This is a genomic window from Pseudoalteromonas sp. 11L1 (genome assembly GCF_055397545.1).
Window position 1 is genome coordinate 2,151,798 of sequence record NZ_AP041141.1, and the last position, 24,007, is coordinate 2,175,804.

The 24,007-nt window shown below is 39.4% G+C and carries 19 protein-coding genes; 15 read left to right on the top strand and 4 right to left on the bottom strand.

Annotated features, from left to right (window positions below; genetic code table 11):
• Nucleotides 1–48 precede the first annotated feature (48 nt).
• The 5 genes from ACZ5WS_RS10175 (at nucleotide 49) to ACZ5WS_RS10195 (ending at nucleotide 9,367) form a co-directional block, all read left to right on the top strand.
• Nucleotides 49–711, top strand: a complete 663-nt coding sequence (locus tag ACZ5WS_RS10175; protein ID WP_138609434.1) for a CatA-like O-acetyltransferase — start codon at nucleotides 49–51, stop codon at nucleotides 709–711.
• Between the two features lie 110 nt (nucleotides 712–821).
• On the top strand, nucleotides 822–3,710 hold the full coding sequence (locus ACZ5WS_RS10180) for a ligand-binding sensor domain-containing diguanylate cyclase (protein ID WP_464708335.1): 2,889 nt from the start codon (nucleotides 822–824) through the stop codon (nucleotides 3,708–3,710).
• A gap of 210 nt (nucleotides 3,711–3,920) precedes the next feature.
• A complete protein-coding gene (locus tag ACZ5WS_RS10185; protein WP_464708338.1) occupies nucleotides 3,921–5,129 on the top strand; it encodes a M23 family metallopeptidase in 1,209 nt (402 codons plus the stop codon).
• 140 nt (nucleotides 5,130–5,269) lie between these two features.
• A complete protein-coding gene (locus tag ACZ5WS_RS10190; RefSeq protein ID WP_464708340.1) occupies nucleotides 5,270–6,094 on the top strand; it encodes a M90 family metallopeptidase in 825 nt (274 codons plus the stop codon).
• A gap of 99 nt (nucleotides 6,095–6,193) precedes the next feature.
• Nucleotides 6,194–9,367, top strand: coding sequence for an amidohydrolase family protein (locus ACZ5WS_RS10195; RefSeq protein WP_464708343.1), 3,174 nt, complete (start codon nucleotides 6,194–6,196; stop codon nucleotides 9,365–9,367).
• A gap of 162 nt (nucleotides 9,368–9,529) precedes the next feature.
• Here the strand turns inward: ACZ5WS_RS10195 and ACZ5WS_RS10200 are convergent, their stop codons facing one another.
• Nucleotides 9,530–9,892 carry a hypothetical protein gene (locus ACZ5WS_RS10200; protein ID WP_010388549.1) on the bottom strand — a complete coding sequence of 121 codons (363 nt, stop codon included), beginning with the start codon at nucleotides 9,890–9,892 and terminating at the stop codon, nucleotides 9,530–9,532.
• Between the two features lie 150 nt (nucleotides 9,893–10,042).
• On the opposite strand from ACZ5WS_RS10200, the gene ACZ5WS_RS10205 reads away from it, so the two are divergent.
• A complete protein-coding gene (locus ACZ5WS_RS10205; protein ID WP_138609424.1) occupies nucleotides 10,043–10,795 on the top strand; it encodes a Nif3-like dinuclear metal center hexameric protein in 753 nt (250 codons plus the stop codon).
• 211 nt (nucleotides 10,796–11,006) lie between these two features.
• On the top strand, nucleotides 11,007–11,582 hold the full coding sequence (locus ACZ5WS_RS10210; RefSeq protein ID WP_464708347.1) for a DedA family protein: 576 nt from the start codon (nucleotides 11,007–11,009) through the stop codon (nucleotides 11,580–11,582).
• Nucleotides 11,583–11,702: 120 nt separating this feature from the next.
• On the opposite strand, the gene ACZ5WS_RS10215 is transcribed toward ACZ5WS_RS10210, so the two are convergent.
• The 3 genes from ACZ5WS_RS10215 to ACZ5WS_RS10225 form a co-directional block, all read right to left on the bottom strand.
• A complete protein-coding gene (locus ACZ5WS_RS10215) occupies nucleotides 11,703–12,467 on the bottom strand; it encodes a YdcF family protein (RefSeq protein WP_464708350.1) in 765 nt (254 codons plus the stop codon).
• Nucleotides 12,468–12,521: 54 nt separating this feature from the next.
• The gene (locus ACZ5WS_RS10220) at nucleotides 12,522–13,409 is read right to left on the bottom strand and encodes a LysR family transcriptional regulator (RefSeq protein ID WP_010388553.1); all 888 of its coding nucleotides are present in this window, start codon (nucleotides 13,407–13,409) and stop codon (nucleotides 12,522–12,524) included.
• Nucleotides 13,410–13,950: 541 nt separating this feature from the next.
• Nucleotides 13,951–16,320, bottom strand: coding sequence for an EAL domain-containing protein (locus ACZ5WS_RS10225; RefSeq protein ID WP_290170694.1), 2,370 nt, complete (start codon nucleotides 16,318–16,320; stop codon nucleotides 13,951–13,953).
• A gap of 206 nt (nucleotides 16,321–16,526) precedes the next feature.
• Between ACZ5WS_RS10225 and pyrC the strand changes: the two genes are divergently transcribed.
• The 8 genes from pyrC (at nucleotide 16,527) to ACZ5WS_RS10265 (ending at nucleotide 23,986) form a co-directional block, all read left to right on the top strand.
• On the top strand, nucleotides 16,527–17,567 hold the full coding sequence (gene pyrC, locus ACZ5WS_RS10230; RefSeq protein ID WP_464708357.1) for a dihydroorotase: 1,041 nt from the start codon (nucleotides 16,527–16,529) through the stop codon (nucleotides 17,565–17,567).
• A 407-nt stretch (nucleotides 17,568–17,974) separates the two neighbouring features.
• Nucleotides 17,975–18,178, top strand: a complete 204-nt coding sequence (locus tag ACZ5WS_RS10235; RefSeq protein WP_004588138.1) for a cold-shock protein — start codon at nucleotides 17,975–17,977, stop codon at nucleotides 18,176–18,178.
• A gap of 838 nt (nucleotides 18,179–19,016) precedes the next feature.
• On the top strand, nucleotides 19,017–19,787 hold the full coding sequence (locus ACZ5WS_RS10240; protein ID WP_013465204.1) for a DUF3450 domain-containing protein: 771 nt from the start codon (nucleotides 19,017–19,019) through the stop codon (nucleotides 19,785–19,787).
• A gap of 6 nt (nucleotides 19,788–19,793) precedes the next feature.
• The gene (locus tag ACZ5WS_RS10245; protein WP_010388563.1) at nucleotides 19,794–21,158 is read left to right on the top strand and encodes a MotA/TolQ/ExbB proton channel family protein; all 1,365 of its coding nucleotides are present in this window, start codon (nucleotides 19,794–19,796) and stop codon (nucleotides 21,156–21,158) included.
• Entirely contained in the window at nucleotides 21,158–21,682 is a 525-nt protein-coding gene (locus tag ACZ5WS_RS10250; protein WP_004588135.1) for a MotA/TolQ/ExbB proton channel family protein, read from the top strand. Before ACZ5WS_RS10245 ends, ACZ5WS_RS10250 begins: the two co-directional genes overlap by 1 nt.
• Nucleotides 21,683–21,696: 14 nt before the next feature.
• Complete coding sequence (locus tag ACZ5WS_RS10255; RefSeq protein ID WP_138609413.1) at nucleotides 21,697–22,101, top strand: ExbD/TolR family protein; 405 nt, start codon at nucleotides 21,697–21,699, stop codon at nucleotides 22,099–22,101.
• A complete protein-coding gene (locus tag ACZ5WS_RS10260; protein ID WP_138609411.1) occupies nucleotides 22,101–22,715 on the top strand; it encodes an energy transducer TonB in 615 nt (204 codons plus the stop codon). The genes ACZ5WS_RS10255 and ACZ5WS_RS10260 overlap by 1 nt, the downstream gene beginning before the upstream one ends.
• A gap of 11 nt (nucleotides 22,716–22,726) precedes the next feature.
• Nucleotides 22,727–23,986: a tetratricopeptide repeat protein gene (locus tag ACZ5WS_RS10265; protein WP_138609409.1), complete on the top strand. Its 1,260-nt coding sequence runs from the start codon at nucleotides 22,727–22,729 to the stop codon at nucleotides 23,984–23,986.
• Nucleotides 23,987–24,007 lie beyond the last annotated feature (21 nt).

Sequence of the window (24,007 nt, forward strand, 5' to 3'; positions counted from 1 at the left end):
ATATAGGCAAAGCGAGGTAAAATTTTACTTTTGCTCTGTGTATAATTTATGTCTTCTGCCGATTTATCTCTTCGGGCTATTGATTTTGATCAGTGGCCGCGCAAACAACATTTTGAATTGTTTCAAAACTTCACTCAGCCTTATTTTAATGTTTGTGTAAAGCTCAGTGCTAAAAAGTTATATACCGCGTGTAAACAAACTAATCGTGCTTTTTTTCATGGTTATGTTTATTGCTTATTAAAAGCATGTCATGAGTATGAGCCGATGATGCTGCGTATTGTTAATCAAAAACCTTATTATTTAAACACCACGCGCGCGAGTGTGGTTGAGCTTGCCGATGATGACTCGTTTCGCTTTAGTTATTTTAAACAGCAAAACTCGTTAAATGAGTTTGCTAATAAAGCAAAAGCGATTAGTCATGAAGCAAGGTTAAACCCGCTGTTTTCTGATGCCTTTGCAGCAACTGAAGGACAAGCTGATTTAATTCACGTTTCTGTTTTACCTTGGTTAAACTTTAGCAGCTTTTCGCATGCGTTTACCCAGGACCAAAGCTGTGGCATCCCTAAATTTGTGTTTGGTCAATACAACCCCGATACAGGCGAAATGCCACTCTCCATTGATGTTCATCATGCGTTACTAGATGGACTACATGTGGCTAAGTTCATCCAACGATTGCAACATACATTTGATAGTTTGAGTGATAATACTTAATGAAAAAGTTGTAAATCTTATGTTATTATTTGTTGGTGATGGTTTCTAATTAAATTTTCACCTTGAATTTACTCAAATATAAAAACTAATAATTATAAAGGCAGTGTCTGATGAATCGCTTGGTGATTTTATGTTTCTTGTTGGTGATTTTTACTGTTAATGCTCAGCAACAGACTCGGCTGCCGTTGCGCGATTATTTTTTTGAAACGTGGAATACCCGGTCGGGCCTTCCTCACAATAGCATTAATAGCCTTGCACAAACACAAGATGGCTATTTATGGGTAGGTACTTGGGAAGGGCTTGCCCGCTTTAACGGTCAAGAATTTAAACTATTTACCCGCTCAGAAATTACCGATTTGCCTGACTCAGGCGTACGTGCGCTTACCCCCACATCCGATGGCGGCTTACTCATAGCCGGAGCGCGCGGCGGTATTAGTTTATATCAGCACCGACAATGGGACACTCAACCTAACGCCCAAGCAATGGTTAATCACGTATTTAAGAGTAAAAACGAGGATTTGTGGTTAGCACTTGAAAATGATGGTGTGTTTTATCGACCTGCCAAAAGCACTCAAGATATCCCAATAATACAAAACGTCAGTGCTTACAGAATAATTGAAGATAAGCAGGGCATTATATGGGCGGCAACCAGTGATGGGCTGTATAAAATAGTTAATTACACGGCTACATTGATGACTCCACATCATGGTTTGCCAGATGCACCTGTATATACTCTATTGATTACCCGTGAAGGACGCCTTGTTATTGGAAGTGAAAGAGGTGCGCGAGTATTAAATGGCAATGTGTTTGAGTCACCCCATCCACAGCTTAATGCAGAGTCTATTTCTAGTTTATTAGAAGATAACCATGGTGATTTGTGGTTTGGCACTATTAATAAAGGGGTATTTAGACTCAGTGTTGATGGCATAGAGCAATTAGATGCTAAAAATGGCTTACCTGCAAACCGCATATTGTCGTTATTACAAGACAGAGAAAACAGTATTTGGGTAGGGACCAACGCGGGTGTATTTAGGTTAAGAGAAGCCCCGTTTTCATCGTGGGGAAAAAAGCGAGGCTTATCTAGCGATTATGTACGCACGGTACTGTCACATTCTGATGGCAGTTTATGGATAGGCGGGAGTACAGGCTTAGATCGGCTGCAAAACAATAAAATTACCCATCTTAAAGGTACTAAGCAAGGCTCTCCTTATTCAGTATTGAGCTTACTCGAACAAAGCCAAGGTGATGTTTGGGTCGGTACATACACTTCAGGTGTGTTGAAGGTGGTTAATAACGAGCTTGTACCTTACTTAAATCGTGATAATGGCCTTGGTAGTAATGAAGTACGATCGTTACTTTTTGATTCAAAAAATCGTCTATGGGTAGGTTCAGCCATGGGGTTAACGCGAGTTAATACCGACGGCAGCTTAGACCAATTTACTAATGAGAAAGAGTTGCCGAGTGGCTTTATTCTAGCTTTGAGTGAAGATAAGAGGGCAAATATTTGGATAGGCACTGGCAATGGCGTAGTAGTTTACAATACCAATACGGAGAAATTTCAACCAATTCAGTTCCCTGAAGCGTTTTTGGCTAAATATGCGTTTGGCTTTTATATTGACGATAAATATACCTGGATGGCGACCGATAGAGGTTTATTGCGTTATCAACATTCAAATGGCCATATGACTATTTTAGGGAGGGAGTTAGGATTACCGGTTGATAAGCTTTTTCAAATTGTCCCCTTTAAAGATTCACTTTGGCTATCAAGTAACCGTGGCATTATTGAAGTTAATTATAAGCAGGTTAATCAGCTGCTAGATTCAGCTACAAAAGGTAGTCAGACGCTAGCTTTTCAATTATACGATGAGGGCGATGGCATGCTCAGTGCGCAAGCCAATGGAGGGTCAACGCCTTCGGCTACAGCGCATTCAGATGGTACTATTTGGTTTGCCACCGCAAAAGGGGTGAGTACGGTTAAACCCGCACGATTAAAAGAAGCCACCGAGATACCGTTACCAACTATTGTAGAAAGTTTTTCTGTAGATGGTAAACCCATGTTATTGCCTGTTGATGGTGACACACTTGTTTTGCCACCTGGAGTTACACGACTGTCGTTCCATTATGCGGGCTTAAGTTTTATCATGCCGCAGCGATTAAACTTTCAAACAAAAATGAAAGGCTTTAACGATGAATGGGTTGATCGTTTTCATATTGCAACAGCTGAATATACTAATTTACCCGCGGGTAAATATTCATTTGCAGTGCGTTCTGCCTATCCTAATACCGATTGGCAGCAAAATGACAAAGTGATTCATTTTGAAATTCAATCGCATTTTTGGCAAAAAACCAGCTTTAAGCTAGTGGTGTTTTTTATTTTTGTGGTTGTCATATATAGTGCATATCGTTATCGCTTGTATCGCTATAAGCAAGTAGAAAAAGAGCTAACTAGCCGAGTGGTGAAGCAAACCCAAGCACTGCAAGAGCAAGCTAGTGCCTTTGCTTATCAAGCTACCCATGATCAGCTCACCGACTTACCGAATCGCCGTGCATTTGATGGTTGGCTGGCCGACAACTTTACAGATTTTAAAGCGCGTAATACTCCGCTTGCGATTGCCATTATGGATATTGACCACTTTAAACGCATTAATGATGGTTGGTCTCATTTGATTGGCGATCAGGTTATATGTGAAGTCGCCAATATTCTTAAAGCGCATTGTGAAGGCGAGCAAGAAGTGGCTCGTTGGGGCGGTGAAGAATTCACATTTGTATTTCCTGACATGAATACTGTGCAAGCACAGAAATTATGTGAACAATTACGCAAAGAAATTGAAAATAAAGACTTTTCGTCTATTGCCCAAGGGCTTAGCGTAACCGTGAGCTTTGGTGTTTCTGACTCAGATAATGTCGATGATTATGATCGGTTATTATCTCGTGCTGATCAAGCTTTATACAAGGCAAAAAACAATGGCCGAAATAGGGTTGAGTGCATAGCTTCCTAAAAAGAGCTGCTTTAATGCGTTAAATCGTTTTTTCCGACAGCTTTTATCATATAGATAATTTCAACTTCTTTATTATTTGTGTAGGTTAAGTTAATTCATTAAGTAATTATATGTAAGCATAAGTAATATTAATTAACTTTATTTTATCTTGGGTGCTATACCTTGTGTACCCATTAGGGGTTTTTTTGCTTTTTACTTAAGGAATATAAGATGAAAAACAAGATAATTAATATTACATTCGCAAGTCTTCTAGGGGCCTCACCCGTGGTATTAGCAGAAGGCGATAAGCATGATGACTTTTTGTTTACTAAACAGGCTTTAGCATCACTCAAGCTTAACTCTTTACTGACTATTGATGATACGCAATTTGTGTTTAATGACTCATTATTAAACGTAGATTGGGATAACTTTTTTTCTTTACATGCGTCAGCAATTGAAGATAAAAAAGAGCTCATTTTACACTGGGCAGGTTATACCAGCATTAATCCAAAAGTAATTTTAGCGCTGATAGAGCAACAAAGTGGCTTACTTTCAAACCCAAATGCTGATATTAAAAACCCTTTAGCTGGTATAACAGACAAGCTCGGTTTTGATGCGCAAGTAAAAGACGTGGTGATGAAATTAAGTCAACGCTTTTATGCTTATAAGCAGTGGCAAGAGACACAAGATACGTTAAAAAAACGAAATCAGGTAACCCAAACTACGAGTAGCACAGCTGCAACTGCGGCTCTAGTAAGTCTGTTTGCAGATAGTAATAAATTGGCATCAAACTCTAAAAATAATCGACAGACTTTGACAGAGTTTTTAGCTGCGTTTGACCGTGTATTTCCTAGTCACACTAGTCAATTGCAACGTTCATTGAATAGTGTAGATCAAAATAATGCAAAACAACTTTTAGCGGCTAGTTTTGAAATGAATTTACCATGGCCGTCTGGCTATTGGTACAGTGGTGGTGCTCACTCAAATACGGGCTCTGGCTACCCATACTCATCACTTGATTTTAACAATGGCTCTGGTGGCTGGGGCGCTAATACTCCCTTTGTTCAAGCTGCACATGGCGGAACGGTAACTCGCTTTTCTTCCTGCAATATTCGAGTTACACACGCCAGTGGCTATTCAACCAACTATTACCATATGTCAAACCTTCAATATAGCAGTGGTGACTATGTTCAACCTGGTGCATGGTTAGGTCGCTATGCCAATAATTATAATCAAGCATTGTGTGAGGGCGGCCAATCATCAGGTCCTCATGTTCATTTTACTTTATTGTATAACGGGCAACAGGTTTCTCTGCATAATAAATATATAAGTGAACATCGCATAGATGTTGGCTCAAGTAATTATGATACCAACTGTAATCGTTTCTACTTTGAACGATATGGCTATCGTACATGTGCATGGCAGCCTCTGTATCGTTAGAACGATTACAAATAAACAGTCAACTAGCTAAAGTAAAGGCCACGCTCTAACAGATGTGTGGCTTTTTATTTAGTGCTAAATAATTGAATTCTAGTTTTATGGACCAATTAATACTGTATAGATAATTATTGGGCTATTAAATGGTAAACGGATTATTGATTTTCTTACTTTTTGCGTTTGTCGTTATTTTTTGGCGCTGGCCTGATATTCAAAATACTCTGTGGCACCGTAAATACAGTAATTTATCTTTAAGCCCACAACAGCATGCGCTGTTACTGCGGGCTATGCCAATCTATAACAAAATGACTGATGCAGATCGAGCCAAGTTAGCATCTCATATTGTGTGGTTTTTAAATGAAAAGCGCTTTGTTGGCTGTGATGGGTTGCAACTAACTGAAGCAATGAAACTCATTATTGCCGCCGATGCTTGCCTGTTGGTACTAAATAAACCCTGGCCTTTGTATAAAAACGTGAAAGAAATTTTACTCTATCCCAGTGCGTACTACGCGCCTCAAGAAAGTCGCGATAACGCCGGCCTTGTTAGTTTTCATAACACCGTAAGGCAAGGTGAGTCGTGGCCTGGAGGCACATTGGTGCTAAGCTGGCATGATGTACTCGAGGGAAACCGCTTACCCAGTGACGGGCACAATTTAGTGTTTCATGAGTTTGCGCATCAACTTGATCAAGAAACCGGTAAAACCACCGGCACGCCACTACTGTCATCGCAGGCCCAATATCAACAATGGGGCAAGGTATTTAGCCGAGCATTTTCGCAGTTAAAAACGCACGTAGCTTATAGTATGCCAAATGTTATTCATAGTTACGGAGCCACAAATGAGGCAGAATTTTTTGCGGTGATCACCGAAACATTTTTAGAAAAACCAGCGGATTTACGCCGTGAAGACCCCGAGATTTACCGTCTGCTGGTGGATTTTTATCAATTTGATCCTATCGTTTGGCATTAATTTTATGCACTTCATCCTATTACGCTGGTAACTTGCTAGCGTTTTTGTTGCAATCATGTAATAGAGCAACACACAGCAACAATAATAAGTGAGATAAGCATGAAAAAAATGCTGCAAACAGCGCTTGCGTTATCGGTTTCATTGACATTGGGTCAAGTACACGCAGAGCAAACAGATGAAAAAAAATGGCAAGTTGATTCACCAAAAGGGCAGTTTGTAGATGCATCAATTAGTGTGCAACAAGGCACATGGATGAATGTAGATATAAGCCCTGATGGAGAAACCCTAGTATTTGACTTACTGGGCGATATTTACACTATGCCAATGAGTGGTGGTAAAGCCACTCAAATAACCTCTGATATCGCATGGCAAATGCAGCCGCGTTTTAGCCCAGATGGCAAGCACATTGCTTTTACCTCAGACCAAGGTGGCGGTGATAATATTTGGGTTATGGACGTTAATGGCGAGAACCAAACCGCAGTAACGGATGAAACGTTTCGTTTACTTAATAGTCCGGCGTGGAGCCCTGATGGCGATTATTTAGTTGCGCGTAAGCACTTTACCGCCAGTCGCTCTTTAGGCGCGGGTGAAGTTTGGCTTTATCATAAAGCGGGTGGTAAAGGGGTTCAACTGACTAAACGTGAAAACGATCAAAAAGATTTAGGTGAGCCGATGTTTTCACCTGATGGTCGTTATGTTTATTTTTCTCATGATGCAACCCCAGGTAAAACCTTTCATTACTCAAAAGATTCGGTTGCGGGTATTTATAAAATTAAGCGTTATGACCGCGAAACGGGTGAAATAGAAACGATTATTAGTGGTATGGGTGGGGCAATCAGACCAACTCCGTCACCCGATGGTAAAAAACTTGCCTATGTAAAGCGTGATGACTTTCAAACTAGTCTGTACTTATACGATTTAACCAGCGGTGAGCATACCAAGCTATATGACAAGCTAGAGCGCGATATGCAAGAAACATGGGCTATTCATGGGGTATACCCAACAATTGCGTGGACACCAGATAATGAAGAGTTAGTATTTTGGGCTGGTGGCACCATTCATAAACTCAATGTCGATGATAAATCTGTCAGCGATATTGCATTCAAAATAGACACCACAAAAAAAATTCAAAAAGCGGTGCGCTTTACTCAAAATATCGATACTGAAGAATTTGATGTAAAAATGCTGCGAAATGTACAAATTAGCCCAGATGGTGAAACGGCATTGTTTGAAGCACTAGGTCATATTTATAAACGCGATTTAGACTCAGGAAAAATCAAACGTTTAACCAAGCAAACCGATCATTATGAGTTATTTCCACAGTACTCGCGTGATGGCAAAAAAATTGTCTACACCACGTGGGACGATAATGAACAAGGCACAGTGCGCGTTGTTTCTGCACGAAGTGGTCGCGGCGATACTATTACCGATGAACCAGGTAAATATGTAGAGCCTACCTTTAGTCCAGATGGCAAAACAGTGGTATATCGTAAAGCCAGTGGTGGCAGTATTTTAAACCCTGAATGGTCATTACACCCTGGTATTTACAGTGTTAGCACTAAAGGTGGTAAGAGTGAACTAATTTCTAAAAGTGGTTACCAACCGCAGTTTGGTAGTGCCAACGATCGTGTTTATGTTATGAGTCCATGGCCTAAACCAACGTTAAGTGTGGTTGAGCTTGAAAGTAAAAAAGTGCGCAAACTCTATGAATCAGAACATGCAACTGAATTTAGGGTCTCACCTGATGGTGAGTATTTAGCATTTGCAGAGCGCTTTAAAGTGTTTGTAACACCGTTTGTTGAGCGTGGTAAAACCATTAATATTGGGCCTAAAGACAGCCAATTTCCAATTGAGCAATTATCTGTTCGTGCTGGTGAAAATATTAGCTGGAGTGCCAACAGCAATAAACTCTATTGGACACTTGGCCCTGAGCTATACCATGCCAGTTTAGATGGAATGTTTGCTATTAATAAAGCCGATGACCAAGGCGTTAAAGTCAAAAGTGGGACTAACATTGGTTTTAGCAAAAAAATGGCTGAACCAGAAGGCATGATTGCCTTAACTGGCGCAAAAATTATTACCATGGACGGCGAAAAAGTCATTGAAAATGGCGTTATTGTTACCGATGGTAAACATATTAAAGCTATTGGCTCTGCTGCAGATATTAGCATTCCAAAAAATGCTAAGATTGTTGATGTAACAGGCAAAACAATTATGCCTGGTATGGTTGATGCGCATGCGCATGGCTCACAAGCAAGCGATGAAATTATCCCACAACAAAATTGGAAAAACTTTGCAGGCCTTGCGCTAGGTGTTACCACCATCCACGATCCATCAAACGACACCACTGAAATATTCACTGCCAGTGAAATGCAAAAAGCCGGTATGATTGTCGGCCCGCGTATTTTTTCTACTGGTACTATTTTATATGGCGCGAATATGCCAGGTTATACTTCGCATATTGATTCATTAGATGATGCTAAATTTCATTTAGAGCGTTTGAAGAAAGTAGGGGCGTTTAGTGTTAAATCTTATAACCAACCTCGCAGAGAGCAGCGTCAGCAAGTGATTGAGGCTGGTCGTGAACTTGAAATGATGGTCGTGCCAGAAGGGGGCTCATTATTACAACATAACTTGAGTATGGTGGTTGATGGGCATACAGGGATTGAGCATTCCATTCCGGTTGAACATATTTATGATGATATTAAGCAGTTGTGGTCACAAAGTGATGTAGGTTATACACCTACATTGGTGGTTGCCTATGGCGGTATTTGGGGTGAAAACTACTGGTACGATAAAACTGATGTGTGGAATCATCCTCGGTTGAGCAAGTTTGTGCCAAAAAATCAATTACTACCACGTTCAATGCGTCGTGTTAAAGCGCCCGATCATCACTATAACCACTTTAACAATGCACGTGTGGCAGCTGAACTACAAGATTTAGGTGTACTGGTTAATTTAGGTGCACATGGTCAGCGTGAAGGTTTAGGTGCGCACTGGGAAATGTGGATGTTTGCTCAAGGTGGTATGACGCCGCTTGAGGCTATTCGAGCATCAACTCTCGATCCTGCTAAATACCTAGGTTTAGATAAAAACGTAGGCTCATTAGAGGTTGGTAAGCTGGCAGATTTAATGGTTATAGATGGCGACCCACTGGAAAACATTCGTGATTCAGACAAAATTGATTACACTATGATCAACGGCCGCTTGTTCGACGCAGCAACGATGAACGAAGTTGGTAAAAAACAACGTGCCCCATTATTTTTTGAATAATGTATAGGCTTACTGATAAAAAAGCGGCTAGTCGGTCGCTTTTTTATGCTGTATTTATCTAAACAGCTAGAGCTCAGATTAATTATTATGTAGTTAATAACAAGTGACGAGCATAAAAAAAACCGCTTAACGCGGTTTCTTTTAAACTGAGCACTCAGTAAATTACACTACACCGCGCGGTAGGCGACAGTCGTGATCTTTACGAGCAAGCTCTACTATCCAAAGCTCTTCTGCTGTGTAACCTTCTTCGTTCTCAGTGATCACGGTGAAAGGCGCTTTTTTCTGTGCTTTTACAGGAGCAGCTTTTTTAGTTTTTTTAGCGGGTGCTTTTACTGCAGCTTTTTTTGTAGACTTTCCAGAGCTTAATTCTTTAGTCAGCTCTGCTACATCAGCTAGGCGCATATTCTTGCCGCCATCAACGCTGTACCAGCCAGGTTTAGTTGTTATTTCAGGTTTTTTACCGTTAGCAGCTTCATATGCAGCTTCAAAGGCAGATAACACTTCTGTTTTGTCTAGTTTGCTCATCAGAGACCCTATACGTTGTTTTCACAGATAAAGAAGAGGTATTTATACCTATTTTAGAACTGTTTTTCAATTTTTTGCGATTTTCCTTTCATTTTTAGTGCATAACCGCCAAAATTTGTACAAAATTCAGTGCAAAGTAAGGTAAGCAGTATGCAACGTAGAGAATTTAATCAACTGTTAAACACGTTATTGAAACCAGAAACCATTAACGATTTTTGTCCAAACGGACTTCAGGTAGAAGGTAAAGATGAAATACGTACTATAGTAACCGGTGTTACAGCAAGCCAAGCGCTTATTGATGCCGCCATTGAACAAAATGCGGATGCTATTTTGGTACACCATGGCTATTTTTGGAAAGGTGAGTCGCAACCAATTACAGGCATGAAAAAGCGTCGTGTGGCTGCGCTTTTAGCTAACGATATCAATTTATTTGCTTATCATTTGCCATTAGATATTCACCCTGAAATAGGCAATAACGCTCAACTGGCGCAATTACTCGATATTGAAATTGAGGCGGGTTTAGAGCCAATTAACAACAGTGTCGCGATGAAGGGGCGGTTAAAAACGCCGCTAACGGGGTGCGAATTTGCTAAAAAAATAGGCCAAGTACTCAATCGCGAGCCACTAACAAGCTTAGTGCGTAATGATAAAATTGAAACCATTGCGCTGTGCACTGGTGGTGGGCAAGGGTATATTGACTTAGCAGCCGAGCAGGGGTTAGATGCTTACTTAACCGGTGAGGCATCAGAGCAAACTATTCACAGTTCACGCGAGCAAAATATCGACTTTTTTGCTGCAGGTCACCATGCCACTGAGCGATACGGTATTAAAGCGCTGGGAGAGCTTCTCGCAGAGCAATATAGTTTTGACGTAACATTTATTGATATAGATAACCCAGTGTAAACGCTTGCCGTAAAAGCAATGTCATTAATGTAACCTACTCATCATTTATCCTGAGTAGGTTATTTAAAATCTTCAAAAAAAACTAACTACTTTATCAAGCCAAAGGAAGCTTCTATTACATTGGTACATAACAGATCTTTCGCTGCAATTATCCCGTTTAAATTAAAATGTTATTTTCTCGCCGCCAGGCAATTCAACGTAAAGGTATAAAATGGAAGATATGTTAGATTTAATACAGCAATATGGGTTGTTGGTTTATCTGTTACTTTTTGGTTATTGTGCTTTAAAAAGTGGGTGGTTACCCTTATTTGCAGGCTATGCTGCACATACCGGTGCACTTGATGTTGGTTATGTTGCTCTGGCAGCTTTTATGGGCGGATATTTGGGGGATGAATTACGATTTGCTCTCGCAAGAACATATGGCACTACATGGCTTGAAAAGCCAAACCGACTAGGTCGGTTATTTAAAACAGCCTCTGAGCTTGCAAATCGTTATGGTACTGCCTACATTTTTTTATATCGGTATCCAAAAGGGCTTCGCACTATTGGTGCTCTACCGATTGGGCTCACCTCGATTAGTTGGCGCCGTTTTAGCCTATTAAATGCATGCTCTGCACTCGCTTGGGTCGTTGTTTTAGTTGGTGGAGGTTTTACTTTTGGCACTACCTTTGATTCTTTAGGGGTTGAGAACCTAACAGCCCTCAGTTTATTATTTCTTTGTGTATTCTTGTTCACACTGTATCGTCTTTGGAACCAAGCTGCAGAGGTTAAAACCCATCAACAATAACAAATATAGGCTTGTTTATAGCTAATAGTGTTTTTTATTTTTTAATATCCCCTGTTAATAAACTAATTACCGAGGTTTTTCAGGGGGATAATATATTTAGCTAAATAAAGATTTAATAAATCAAAGAGCTTCCGGATTTATTGTACGACGTATTTTTATCCATGCATTACCGACAACTTCATGGGCAAATTGAGTTACCACTAATAATGCTTTTGCGTTGGGTATGAGTTGCTTGTACCACGGGTAAGCGGCAAAGTTGTGGTAGTCAGTTGCTGCTGGGATTGCTGCGACACCTTGTGCATTGAATAAATTTATTGCTCTGGGCATATGACTTACAGAGGTAACTAAAGCGGTATTATAGTCGACAAGTTTTGAGGCTAAAAATGCGGCTTCTTGCGCTGTGTCCATTGCGTTTGGATTTTGTACAATACGATTTTTATTAATACCCAAGCTAATTGCCGTTTTATACATGAGTGCGCTGTTGGTGATTTTTTCATAACCCCCACCCGATACAATTAGCTGAGCTCGCGGATATATATTTGCGAGCCTAATGCCTTCCACTAAACGTGTTAATGCACAATTTCCTAGCTGACTGTTAGCGCTGAGTGCCGGGTTAGGGTTTATATCACAGCCAAGCACCACAATTTTGTCTATTTTGGGGTGCTTAAGGAAATTAAAAGCCAATGAAGTAGGTTGATTATGTTTAATCAATAAGTTGGCAAACCAAGGCGTGCTGGCAAGTAATAAGGTTGTAAGACTTAAAAAAGACAAGGTAATAACACGCTTTCGTTGTTTGAGTGCAAAAATAAGCAGTATTAGGCTAAGTAAACCTAGTAATGGTAACGGCATGAGTAAACCGCCCAATATTTTTTTAAGTTCAAACATAATGAGTAACACGGTTGAATATATTTACTAACATGTTACTCATAAGTTTTAGATTTATCGACCGTTATTTAATTTACAGGTGTTTAAAAAATGACGGTAAACCGGATTGTCTTTCATGTCTTTTTTCATCGCTAAGTACATCGGACGGGTTAAACCAAGCGCGCCCAGTGGAATTGACTTAATTAGCCCCTGGCTTTCATAAGGGGTAACTAGCCAGTCGGGTAGGGCCGCTACCCCCATACCTGCACTGACTAATTGAAATATAAGTAAGCCTTGATCAACTGTTTTAAGCGTGCCGTCAAAACGTGCATTTTGAATAAAATGCTTAAATATATCTTGGCGCTCACGCGGAATAGGGTAAGAAATAATAGTTTCGTTTTTTAAATCAAGCGCAGTTACGTAGGCTTTTTTAGCTAAGTCATGATCCGGCGCCACTATTAGCTTAAGTTTAAAGTCAAATAGGTGGGCGTATTCTAGTTTGTCGGGTTCACGCACATCTGATGTAAGCACTAGGTCTAATTCATCATTTAATAAATCTGGGATGGCGTCGTAACTAAAACCACGTTCGTAATCAATCTTTATGTCAGGCCAGAAATTATTAAATTCTTTAATAGTAGGCAATAACCAGTGAAAGCATGCATGGCACTCTACGCTTAACCGCAGTTGTGAGATTGGCTGATTTAAACTTTCTTTTAATCGGCATTTAGTTGCTTCTAACTTAGGTAATATTTCGTGTGCTAATTCAAGTAATAACATACCTTGAGGTGTAAATCGGACGGGTTGAGTTTTTCGTTCGAACAACTGGCAATCTAATTTATTTTCTAAATCTTTGATCTGATGTGATAAAGCTGACTGAGTTAAAAATAGCTCGCGGGCTGTATTAACTAACGATCCCGTTTCTTTAAGGGTCGCTATAGTTTTTAGGTGTTTAATGTCAATCATCTTTAATAAATCTCATGGGTATGGTGAGTATTGCTTAGATTAACTACATACTACGCTTATATAAAAATCGTTTCAACGTCTAGATGGCTATAAAAGTGAGGTTTGGTGTGTTTTTTACTGCAAACATTAAATTTATTAACTTTCCATAGTCAAATATTGTTTTGTTATTTGTTTATTGTTGAATTTAGCTCATGTTAAATTAAGGTGTTAAATGGGGGCTTGTCGATGATTGTGAAATCAATAGGCCCTAATATTATCTGAAAGTTTGTAATGAATTTTTATATCGGTGAATTACATAAATTAGGTTTAATAGTTAAACAGAAATTAAAAACAGTGTAGGGTGAGTTTGGTTATGGAATAAGTTATGTTTTTAACAATTACTATGTTGTTGTAAAACATGTTGTTAAGGTTAGCATCAAGGCTTAATTGGTATGTTCTTACAAACTGGGTTAAGTTATTTAAGAGTATTAAAGCGAGTAAGCACAGCGGTCAGTTTAATCCTGAATACTTGAGGTTGTAAATTCCAGCTGTGCTTAGCTTATTAAAGAGGGGCGTGTATTAGTGAAATAGCCTCTTTTGCTGTAACCGGTTTTGATTTTAAAAAGCCTTGCCCGTAATCACATTGGGTTTTTTGTAAAATAGTAAGTTGTTCAGCAGTTTCTATTCCCTCGGCTATAACAATAAGATCTAAAGAAATAGCCAAGGTTAAAATAGCATCTATTAACGGGTTAGCAGTAGTTTTTAAATTATCAATAAAGCTTTTATCAATTTTTAGCACATGAATAGGCAGTTGATGCAAGTAACCTAAGGCAGAGTAGCCAGTGCCAAAATCGTCTAGGCAAAGCAACACTTTTAAAGGCGATAATCCTTGTATAATTTGCGTCGCTAATTCTAAATTTTCAATTAACCCCGACTCTGTTATCTCAAGACACAATGAGCCTAATGGTAGTTGGTGTTTTTTATAAATTTCATGGAGCTGCTCTACAAACTCTAAGCTGGCAAAGTGTCGAGACGACACATTAACCGTGACACGTAAAAAGCGATGACCTTGTTGTTGCCACAAAGCAATATGTTGCGCTGCGAGGTCGAGTAAATGCAAGTCTAAGTTAATAATTTGCCCGGTCTTTTCTGCAATTGGAATAAAGTCGCTCGGTGATACAAACCCTTTCTTTGGATGATGCCAACGTACGAGAGCTTCAAACCCTATAACTTCACTACTGTTAATAGTAAATATAGGCTGAAAATACAGTTCAAATTCATTATGCTCAATACCGTGCTGTAAGTCGTTTTCAAGATCTGCATGCGTTTTTAGCTTATTACGCATCACATTATTAAAAAACTTAACTTGACCACGTCCTGATGATTTTGCCTCATACATAGCCGCATCGGATTGTTGTAATAATACAAATGCTTCATCATTTTCGTTGCCACTAAATGCTACGCCAATGCTGGTGGACGGTTGCAGTAAATGGCCATCAATATTAACGGGTTCAGATAGTGCCGTTTTAATACGAGTCAGGGCAACGTTTACTTGATCACGATGACTAAGATTTTCCATGAAAATAGCAAACTCATCGCCACCTAAGCGAGAGAAAGTATCGGTATTGCGAACGGTTTCAGTAATAAGCTTACATATAGCAATTAAAAAGTGATCGCCTACTTCATGGCCTAATGAATCATTAATACTTTTAAAGCGGTCAAAATCCAGATAGAGCAGGGCATGAAAAGTGCCTTTTTTTGCGCGATTTAGGCGTAAAATTGCATGCTTCATCCTTTCTATTAATAGCGACCGGTTTGCAAGCCCAGTTAGCTCATCGTGCAGCGCTTTGTGCTCAAGCTCTTGACGAGCTAAATGCCGATCTATAACCATGCTTATTTGTCGACTTACATAGGTTAGCAACGAGCTATCATGTTCATTGTAATAATGTTGATTGTCATAGCTTTGCACGACAATAACGCCACTCATGCGCTCATTAACTTTAAAAGGCACGCCTAGCCATGAATCCGCTTGTTCACCTACTAGCTTAAAATGACCTTGTGCAATATGTTCAAAGTATTGCTGTTTATTGAGTAACAGTGGGCGTTCATTGATCAGCAAATAGTAAGAGGCTGTTTCTTTTAGTTGCTCTTTTGAAATAACTTTGTGGGTATTTGTTTGTACACCGCCTTCAACAGTATAAACAAAGTCGAGCGCGTCTTCTTTTTTGTCGTACAGCGCAATAAAAAAGTTACTCGCAGTCAATAAGCTGTCAATAATCGCATGCAAAGATTGAAAGAAGGTGTCTAAATTTTGTGCTTTATAAGTTAAATTAGCTATTTGCAGTAGGCTGCTTTCTAATTTTTGTGCATTGTTTAGCTGCATAACAGTGTCTTGCAAGCTATTAACGGTATTCACTTGATTGATTTTTGCACTTAGTAAGTGAGCTACGGTGGTTAAAATCTCTAAATGTGAACTAGTAAAGTAATTTTTTATTGGGTGCTCACAGTCTATAACCCCTAGGACACGATCTTTGTATATCAAGGGTACGCATATTTCTGATTGAGCCGGGCGCTCGTCAGCTATGTAACGGTTGTCTTTAGTTACATCGCCAATTATTAAAGCTTGGCCTGTAGATGCTGCATAACCTGTAATGCCTTCGCTAAAGCGAATGATTTTTCGCTCAGATTGATAACTGATATGCCCGTTTTTAATACCCATAGAAGCTACTTGATTTAGCAAAGACTGACTGTCATCTGCTAAGTAGATAACACAATCTACAAACCCAAGTCGATTAACAACTTGTGTGGTGACGTAACTAAAAAGCGCTTCTAACGTATTCAGTTGCAATAAACTTGATGAGAACTGATTGATTATACTCAATTGATCCGTTTTAGTTTCGAGCGCTTTAGTGGTATCGATAGTATTCGACATAGGCAGCTTTGGGAGGCCTTATAATTATTATTAAAGGTACATACGTTAACCTAATATTAACGTTTCTACAAAATAAAACGTTAAATGAGAATCATCAAGTGTAAAGTTAACTTTATATGTTGTATCTGAGGATTATTTCTAATAAGCCCTTTACTCGAAATCACCATATGCCTATGATCAGTTAACTTAAGCATTAGGACTTTACGATGACGAGCAAAATGACAACTTTAACGATTACTAGACCCGATGATTGGCATGTTCATTTACGTGATGGAGATCAGTTAAAAGATACGGTGCGTGATATTAGCCGCTATATGGGCCGCGCGATTATTATGCCAAATTTAGTTCCGCCAGCTACGTGTACAGAAACCGCATTGTCGTATCGAGAGCGAATTATAGCTGCAAAACCTCAAGGGCAGTTTGAACCTTTAATGGTGCTTTACCTTACTGACAAAACGACGCCTGATGAAATAAAAAAAGCAAAAGCGACAGGTAAAATTTTTGCAGCTAAACTCTACCCAGCGGGCGCAACAACTAACTCAGATTCTGGTGTAACATCAGTAAAAAATATTTATTCAGTATTAAAAGCAATGCAAGAAGTTGGCATGCTTTTACTTGTCCATGGTGAAGTTACTGACTCTTCTATTGATATATTCGATCGTGAAAAAGTGTTTTTAGATACTATTTTAGGCGACGTTGTCGCAGATTTTCCTGAGCTTAAAATTGTCCTTGAACATATAACAACAAAAGATGCGGTAGAGTTTGTTGAAAACGCTTCGGATAATGTAGCAGCTACAATTACTGCGCATCATTTGTTATACAACCGCAACCATATGCTAGCAGGGGGTATACGCCCACATTATTATTGCTTACCTATATTAAAGCGTAATATTCATCAACAAGCGCTTATGGCGGCAGCTACAAGTGGTAGTAAAAAATTCTTTTTAGGCACGGATTCAGCCCCGCATTACAAAGACAAAAAAGAAGCAGCATGTGGCTGTGCGGGTGCTTATACTGCGCATGCAGCTATTGAACTTTATGCTGAAGCTTTTGAAGAAGCTGGGGCGCTTGATAAGTTAGAGGGCTTTGCAAGTCACTTCGGCCCAGATTTTTATGGTCTAGCGCGTAATACAGACACTATTACCTTAGAGAAAGCACCTTGGACAGTGCCAGCAAGTTATTCGCTAGGGGACTCAGAAGTTGTACCAATCAAAGCAGATAGTGTTATTGATTGGCAAGTTAAATAATTAGAATTTAAAACCACCTAAAACTAAGGTGGTTTTCTTATTTTAAGTTAGCAAAAAGCTGTGCAGATCAGCCATATTTTAAAAAAGTGCACTCTGTTTATAAAAAACACAAATTATGAGCTGTTTATCCCGTTAAAAATTAGAAACTTACAAAGAAAGTAATAAATCGATGAATCTTCAAAAATAAATCCCAATTAATAGAGCTAAAAAAATATTAATGTGTTAACCTTAATTGGCTTTGAGTTTTTGCGTATTGAATTACGGTATTGTGCTGCGTTTAAGGTTACCGGTTTGGTTATTACTTCTTCCTGTACTATCACCTCCAGTTTTTTGGGCATTGACTCAGGGAGGATATTGCCATAATAATATGGCTGAATTTTAATTATTGACTTACAGGAAAATTTAGTATGTCGGTTACTGGTAAAGTAAAATTTTTCAACGAAGCTAAAGGCTTTGGTTTCATTGAACAAGAAAATGGTCCTGACGTGTTTGTACATTTCAGCGCAATCACTGGTTCTGGTTTTCGCACTCTTAGCGAAGGTCAAGCAGTGACTTTCAGCATCAAGCAAGGTCAAAAAGGCCCAGAAGCTGAGAACGTAGAAGTAGCATAATTTATTATGTGAACCTAAGTTCATCGTGGTGAAGCACTAACCTGTTTCACCATAATTCATTAAAATGTGCAAAACTTTTTGAACTTTCTAAACCATTCCTTTTTTATATCTTTCTTCAGTCAAACTTCTATCTATTTAATTTAAACCTTGATGATTTAAATATTCTATCGGGCATTAAAGATTCTTTATTTAATCTTACGATTAGTCTATCTGACTCTAATCCTTCAGAGATGATATAACTGCTTAAGGTTGAGATTGGGGCTTGGAAAAATATTGAAAATGGATAAGGCCTTTAGGCTAATAAAGATAAAAAACACAGGTGTTAATAAAAATGATTTTTTGTAATCACCTTTCCCTCCTTTGTATTGCTTTTTATTAAATCTGCACGTCATTATTATTATGCGATGAATAACCTAATAATAACGATTAGCTGTATTTTTTGTGTAAAAAGCGTTAAAAAACCTTCGAAATGAATATTCGGGACAGAAAATTAGCTTATTTTTAATTTTTTTTCAGCAACGATTAAGTTAATTTTAAATGTTATATTTTTGTTTACATTAACAGTGGTGGTTATCGTTATTCTTACTATATCAGGGCTTGCAGAAATTGTGTTTATCACGTTAGTTATAATAATGTTAATTTTTTTGTTCAAGCCCAGTAAATATCTTACAAACAAGCTGATTTATTTATAGGTTATGCTAAACATGAAGTTGACATGACATGATGCATTTAGCATTATTGGTAAGTTGATATCTATTAAAAGATATCAGGGTTGTCTTCCCCTTAGCGGGTTGATAATTAAATTATAAAAGTAACATTACTTAATTGGTTGGGAACTATGTCTGTTAAAATCAGAAAGAGTCTTGTAGCAACTGCGTTGGTTGGCGCTTTTGCATTTGCAAGCAGCAATGTGATTGCAGATCCTTTGAATGACGTGCAAAAAGCAGGTCAAACAATTCAAAAGGCTGCGGTTAAGTCTCAAACTAAAATTGACAATGTATATGGTCAAACTCAGGAGCTAATCGCTGAGTACCGTAGCATCGTTGATGAGACTGAACTTATGAAAGTGTACAACGATCACGTAGCACGTTTGGTCGCAGACCAAAACGCGTCTATCGCATCGTTCGATCGTCAAATCGCGACTATCGATAACACTAAACAAAACGTTGTGCCTTTGATGTATCGCATGATCGATACGCTTGAGCAATTCATCAAAGCGGACGTTCCATTTAACCTTGAAACTCGTCTTGGACGCGTTGAAAGATTACGTGAGATCATGGCATCTGCATCTGTAACAACGTCTGAAAAGTTCCGTCAGGTTCTTGAAGCGTACACTGTTGAAACAGCATACAGCTCAGCTGTAACTGCTTCTCAAGGTACTTTAGATGTTGATGGTCGTAGCATTAACGTAGATATCGGTCGTTTAGGTCGTATTACTTACGTAGCGCAATCATTCGATCTAAAACACGCTTGGGTGTGGGATAACAACACTAAACAGTGGAAAGAATTAGGTGAAGAATACCTAAAACCTGTTAAAGAAGTGATCCGTATGGCACGTAAGCAAGCGACACTAGAACTTGTTAAACTACCAATTTTTGGCGCGGAGTAATCAATAATGAAGAAACTATTTAAAGGTTTTGCTGTTGCAGCAGTACTGTCTGTTTCTGCCGGTACCGCGCTTAATGCACATGCAAATACTGACGCTTTAGATAAAATTCTTGAGCAAGTAAAGCAAGAGCGTATCTCTGAAGGAAAAATCAATAAGCAACGTGAACAAGAGTTCTTGTCAGATCGTGCTGATAAGCAAGCGTTACTTAACAAAGCGAAAAGCCAACTAGCTGCTGAAAAAGCACGTGGTGATCGTCTTAGCAAAGAATATGCACAAAACGAAAATACTTTAGCGGAAAAAGAGCAAGCTCTTCAAAACGCTCAAGGTACGTTAGGTGAAATGTTTGGTGTTGTTCGTCGTGCAGCAGCTGACGCGATTGGTTCAATTGAAGCATCTTTAGTAAGTGCTGAAAAACCAGGTCGTGCTGAAGTACTTCGTTCATTAGCAGCAGCTAAAGAACTTCCAACTGTTCGTGAACTAGAAGAGCTTTGGATTTCACTTCAAACAGAAATGACTGAATCAGCAAAAGTTTCAACGTTTGAAACTGAAGTTGCTGGTCTTGACGGTAACCCGTCTATGAAAAAAGTAACACGTATCGGTAACTTCAACTTAGTTACAGACGACGGATACTTAATCTACTCACCAGAGACTAAATCTATTCAGCCTCTAGGTAAGCAACCTGACAGCTATATCCTTAAAGGTATTTCTGATTTAGAAGGTACTTCAGCTGATAACTATGCTGGCGTATACGTGGATCCTACACGTGGTGCAATTTTACGTATTAACACTCAGAAAAAGTCTCTTATGGAGTACTACGAGCAAGGTGCTGAAGTTGGTTACATCATCACAGTATTACTTGTTGTAGGTCTTTTAATCTTCTTAGTACGTTTCGTTGATTTAGCGCTTACTACTTCTAAGATCAAAGGTCAGCTTAAGAACTTGTCTACACCGAATACAAATAACCCACTGGGTCGTATTCTTAAAGTGTACTCTGACAACAAAAACCAAGATGTTGAAAACCTTGAGCTTAAACTGGATGAAGCGATTCTTCGTGAAACGCCACGCATCGAAGCGGGTATTAACATCATCAAGATCCTTGCTGCTATCGCACCATTACTAGGTCTACTAGGTACGGTAATCGGTATGATCCTAACGTTCCAAACAATCACATTGTTCGGTACGGGCGATCCGAAGATCATGGCTGGTAACATCTCTCTAGCACTTGTAACTACAGCGCTAGGTCTAATTGCAGCTCTACCACTTATCCTACTTCATTCTATTGTTGCAGGTCGTAGTAAGTCGGTATTACACATCCTTGATGAGCAAAGCGCGGGTATCATCGCGACTCACGCGGAGAAGGAGAAAGCCTAATGCTAGTCCTGATGGAGATCTGGGAATCTATCAGGGATTTTGTTGGCACAGGCGGCCAGGTTTTATACGTGGTCGCGATAGCACTCTTTCTTATGTGGGTTTTAATGATTGAGCGCTATTGGTTTCTACTTGCTGAATTTCCTCGTTTAACGAAGGATATTGTAGCCAAGTGGGATGCCCGCCAAGACACTACGTCTTGGTACGCACACAGAATCCGTGAAGCATGGATTTCTGAAGCGTCTGAAAAATTAGATCAGCGTATGTTGTTGATTAAAACATTAGTAGCTGTATGTCCTTTAATAGGCTTACTTGGCACTGTTACGGGTATGATCGCGGTTTTTGAAACCATGGCAACCCAAGGTACAGGTAATGCACGTTTAATGGCATCAGGCATATCAATGGCAACAATCCCAACAATGGCTGGAATGGTTGCGGCACTATCTGGGGTATTCTTTAGCTCACGCCTTGAGGCAAGAGCGAGAATGGTGAAAGCCAAACTTGTAGATAGTATGCCTCATCACTAGAGAGAGAATTAAATATGGCACGTAAACAACGTTTTCGTGAAGAAGAAGAAGCAGCGGTAGATATGACGCCAATGCTTGACATCGTATTTATCATGCTTATTTTCTTTATCGTAACTACATCGTTCGTTAAAGAGGCTGGTATCGAGGTCAATAAACCAAAAGCTGCCCAAGCTACGAAGCAAAAAAATGCTAATATTTTTATTGCTATTCGTAATGACGGTGCAATCTGGATTGATAAACAGCAAGTTGATGTTGAACGTGTTTCAGCAAAAATTGAAAGTTTATTAGCAGAACAACCTACAGATGTTGTAATTTTGCAAGCTGACAAAGAAGCAAAACATGGCACAGTGGTTAAAGTTATGGACCAGATTAAAGCGACAGGTGATAACCTGAGAATTTCAATAGCTGGAGATCAGTAATGATTCGTTTTCTGTTTTCACTGATTGCAGGTGGGGCAGTTACTTTCGGCTTGTTCTACTTCATGGCATACCTCATCTCTGGTGGGGCTGACCGTAATACGGAACAAAAAGAGCAGATCATAGTCGAAATTATGACGAATCCGCCTGAATCTAAGGTGCAGGAGAGGAAGCGTGTACCGCCTCCACCTCCGCCACCGCCAAAGCAGCCGCCTAAACCGCAGCCGCCACAGCCGGAAAACAGCAACCCAAGTACGAGCTTGTCGTTTAATATGCCAAGCATCGATGTGGGAAGCACGGCTGGTGGACTGAGTGGTCCAGGTGCATTTGGACGAGATGGTGATGCGACACCGATCGTTCGTATTGAACCAAAATATCCAACACAAGCAGCACGTGATGGTAAAGAAGGTTGGGTTCAACTTTCATTCACAATTGATGAGTTAGGTGGTGTGACTGACGTTGATGTAATCGACGCAGATCCAAAACGTATCTTTGACCGTGAAGCTAAACGTGCATTGCGCAAGTGGAAATACCGTCCTAAGATAATTGACGGCAAACCACAAAAGCAAGTTGGTTTACAAGTTCAACTAGACTTTAAACTTAACCAAGGCAACTAAGGAGGCGAGTAATGAGAAATTTTTCTAAAGTAACTGCACTTGCAATTCTTATGTCTGTGTCAGGTGCGGCATTAACTGCACCTGTTTTAGCGGCGCCAGATTACGCGAAAATTGAAGAGCGTAAGAAAGCAAAAACTAAAATCATGGGCGAACGTACTGGTAAAAAAGTAATTAAAGCGTTTGATTTGTATAATGAAGATGATGTTGATGGTGCAATTGCTTTATTAAAAGAGTTAGATCCGTCTAATGACTTTGATAAAGCAACTGTTAATCGTTACTTAGGCAGCATGTATGCTCAAAAAGAGCAGTACAAAGTTGCTATTAAGTATATGAAAGCAGCGATTGCACCAGATGTATTAAACTTTGCCGATCAGGCTCAGGGTTTAAAAACCTTAGGTGACATGTATGCAGGTACTGAACAGTACAATGCTGCAAAGCAAGCATATTCTGATTGGATGGACTTTACAGGCGAAGAAGACCCAAAAGTTTACACTCGTATTGCGCAAGCAAGCTATGAGCTTAAACAGTTTAATGAGGTTCTCGAGCCGGCAAACAAAGCAATTAAGTTAGCAAAAGAGCCTAATAAAGCTCCTTATCAACTTAAATTAGCTGCCTATTTTGAGCAAAAGCAATATCAAAATATGGTTAAAGTCGCTGAAGAAATCGTTCGTGTATGGCCTGAAGACAAAAAGTCTTGGGTAGGCTTAGGTAAGTATTATTTACAAACCGAAGAATACAAAAAAGGCCTAGCAACTATGGAAGTTGCCTACAAGAACGGTTACTTTGAAAACGAAGTTGAATACAAAGTTCTAGCTAATTTCTATTCTTTAAATGAAATTCCTTATAAAGCAGCTGTAACGCTTGAAAAGGCCGTTAAAGAAGAAAAAGTTAAACGCACTAAGCAAAACATGAGTGCGATTGCTAGTAACTACCATCGTTCGAAAGATATAGAGAAGGCTGCTAAGTACTACGAAGAAGCTGCTAAATTTGATAATGACGCTGAGCTTTATCGCAAAGCCGGTTCATTACTTCTACAATCTGAAAAATTTAGTGCTGCCGTTGTTCGTTTGAACAAAGCGTTAGAGCTTGGCTCTGACAAAAAAGGTACTATATATTCAGATCTAGCTGAAGCGTTTTACTACCAAGGCAAGTATAAGCAAGCACATGCCGCTATTACTAAAGCTATGGACGATCCAACCACACGTAGATTTGCAAAAGGTTGGGCTACATATATTAAAGATAAAGCCGCTCGCAACGGTGTTAAAATTTAATATTTAATGTACTCTAGTATT

Bases quoted from the DNA above. Each gene is read 5' to 3' on its own strand.
- ACZ5WS_RS10185 (WP_464708338.1), top strand. From the start codon at position 3,921: ATGAAAAACAAGATAATTAATATTACATTCGCAAGTCTTCTAGGGGCC.
- ACZ5WS_RS10210 (WP_464708347.1), top strand. From the start codon at position 11,007: ATGGAAGATATGTTAGATTTAATACAGCAATATGGGTTGTTGGTTTAT.
- ACZ5WS_RS10250 (WP_004588135.1), top strand. From the start codon at position 21,158: ATGCTAGTCCTGATGGAGATCTGGGAATCTATCAGGGATTTTGTTGGC.
- ACZ5WS_RS10260 (WP_138609411.1), top strand. From the start codon at position 22,101: ATGATTCGTTTTCTGTTTTCACTGATTGCAGGTGGGGCAGTTACTTTC.
- ACZ5WS_RS10200 (WP_010388549.1), bottom strand. From the start codon at position 9,892: ATGAGCAAACTAGACAAAACAGAAGTGTTATCTGCCTTTGAAGCTGCA.
- ACZ5WS_RS10195 (WP_464708343.1), top strand. From the start codon at position 6,194: ATGAAAAAAATGCTGCAAACAGCGCTTGCGTTATCGGTTTCATTGACA.
- ACZ5WS_RS10220 (WP_010388553.1), bottom strand. From the start codon at position 13,409: ATGATTGACATTAAACACCTAAAAACTATAGCGACCCTTAAAGAAACG.
- ACZ5WS_RS10255 (WP_138609413.1), top strand. From the start codon at position 21,697: ATGGCACGTAAACAACGTTTTCGTGAAGAAGAAGAAGCAGCGGTAGAT.
- ACZ5WS_RS10175 (WP_138609434.1), top strand. From the start codon at position 49: ATGTCTTCTGCCGATTTATCTCTTCGGGCTATTGATTTTGATCAGTGG.
- ACZ5WS_RS10225 (WP_290170694.1), bottom strand. From the start codon at position 16,320: ATGTCGAATACTATCGATACCACTAAAGCGCTCGAAACTAAAACGGAT.
- ACZ5WS_RS10180 (WP_464708335.1), top strand. From the start codon at position 822: ATGAATCGCTTGGTGATTTTATGTTTCTTGTTGGTGATTTTTACTGTT.
- ACZ5WS_RS10205 (WP_138609424.1), top strand. From the start codon at position 10,043: ATGCAACGTAGAGAATTTAATCAACTGTTAAACACGTTATTGAAACCA.
- ACZ5WS_RS10235 (WP_004588138.1), top strand. From the start codon at position 17,975: ATGTCGGTTACTGGTAAAGTAAAATTTTTCAACGAAGCTAAAGGCTTT.
- ACZ5WS_RS10265 (WP_138609409.1), top strand. From the start codon at position 22,727: ATGAGAAATTTTTCTAAAGTAACTGCACTTGCAATTCTTATGTCTGTG.
- ACZ5WS_RS10190 (WP_464708340.1), top strand. From the start codon at position 5,270: ATGGTAAACGGATTATTGATTTTCTTACTTTTTGCGTTTGTCGTTATT.
- pyrC (WP_464708357.1), top strand. From the start codon at position 16,527: ATGACGAGCAAAATGACAACTTTAACGATTACTAGACCCGATGATTGG.
- ACZ5WS_RS10245 (WP_010388563.1), top strand. From the start codon at position 19,794: ATGAAGAAACTATTTAAAGGTTTTGCTGTTGCAGCAGTACTGTCTGTT.
- ACZ5WS_RS10215 (WP_464708350.1), bottom strand. From the start codon at position 12,467: ATGTTTGAACTTAAAAAAATATTGGGCGGTTTACTCATGCCGTTACCA.
- ACZ5WS_RS10240 (WP_013465204.1), top strand. From the start codon at position 19,017: ATGTCTGTTAAAATCAGAAAGAGTCTTGTAGCAACTGCGTTGGTTGGC.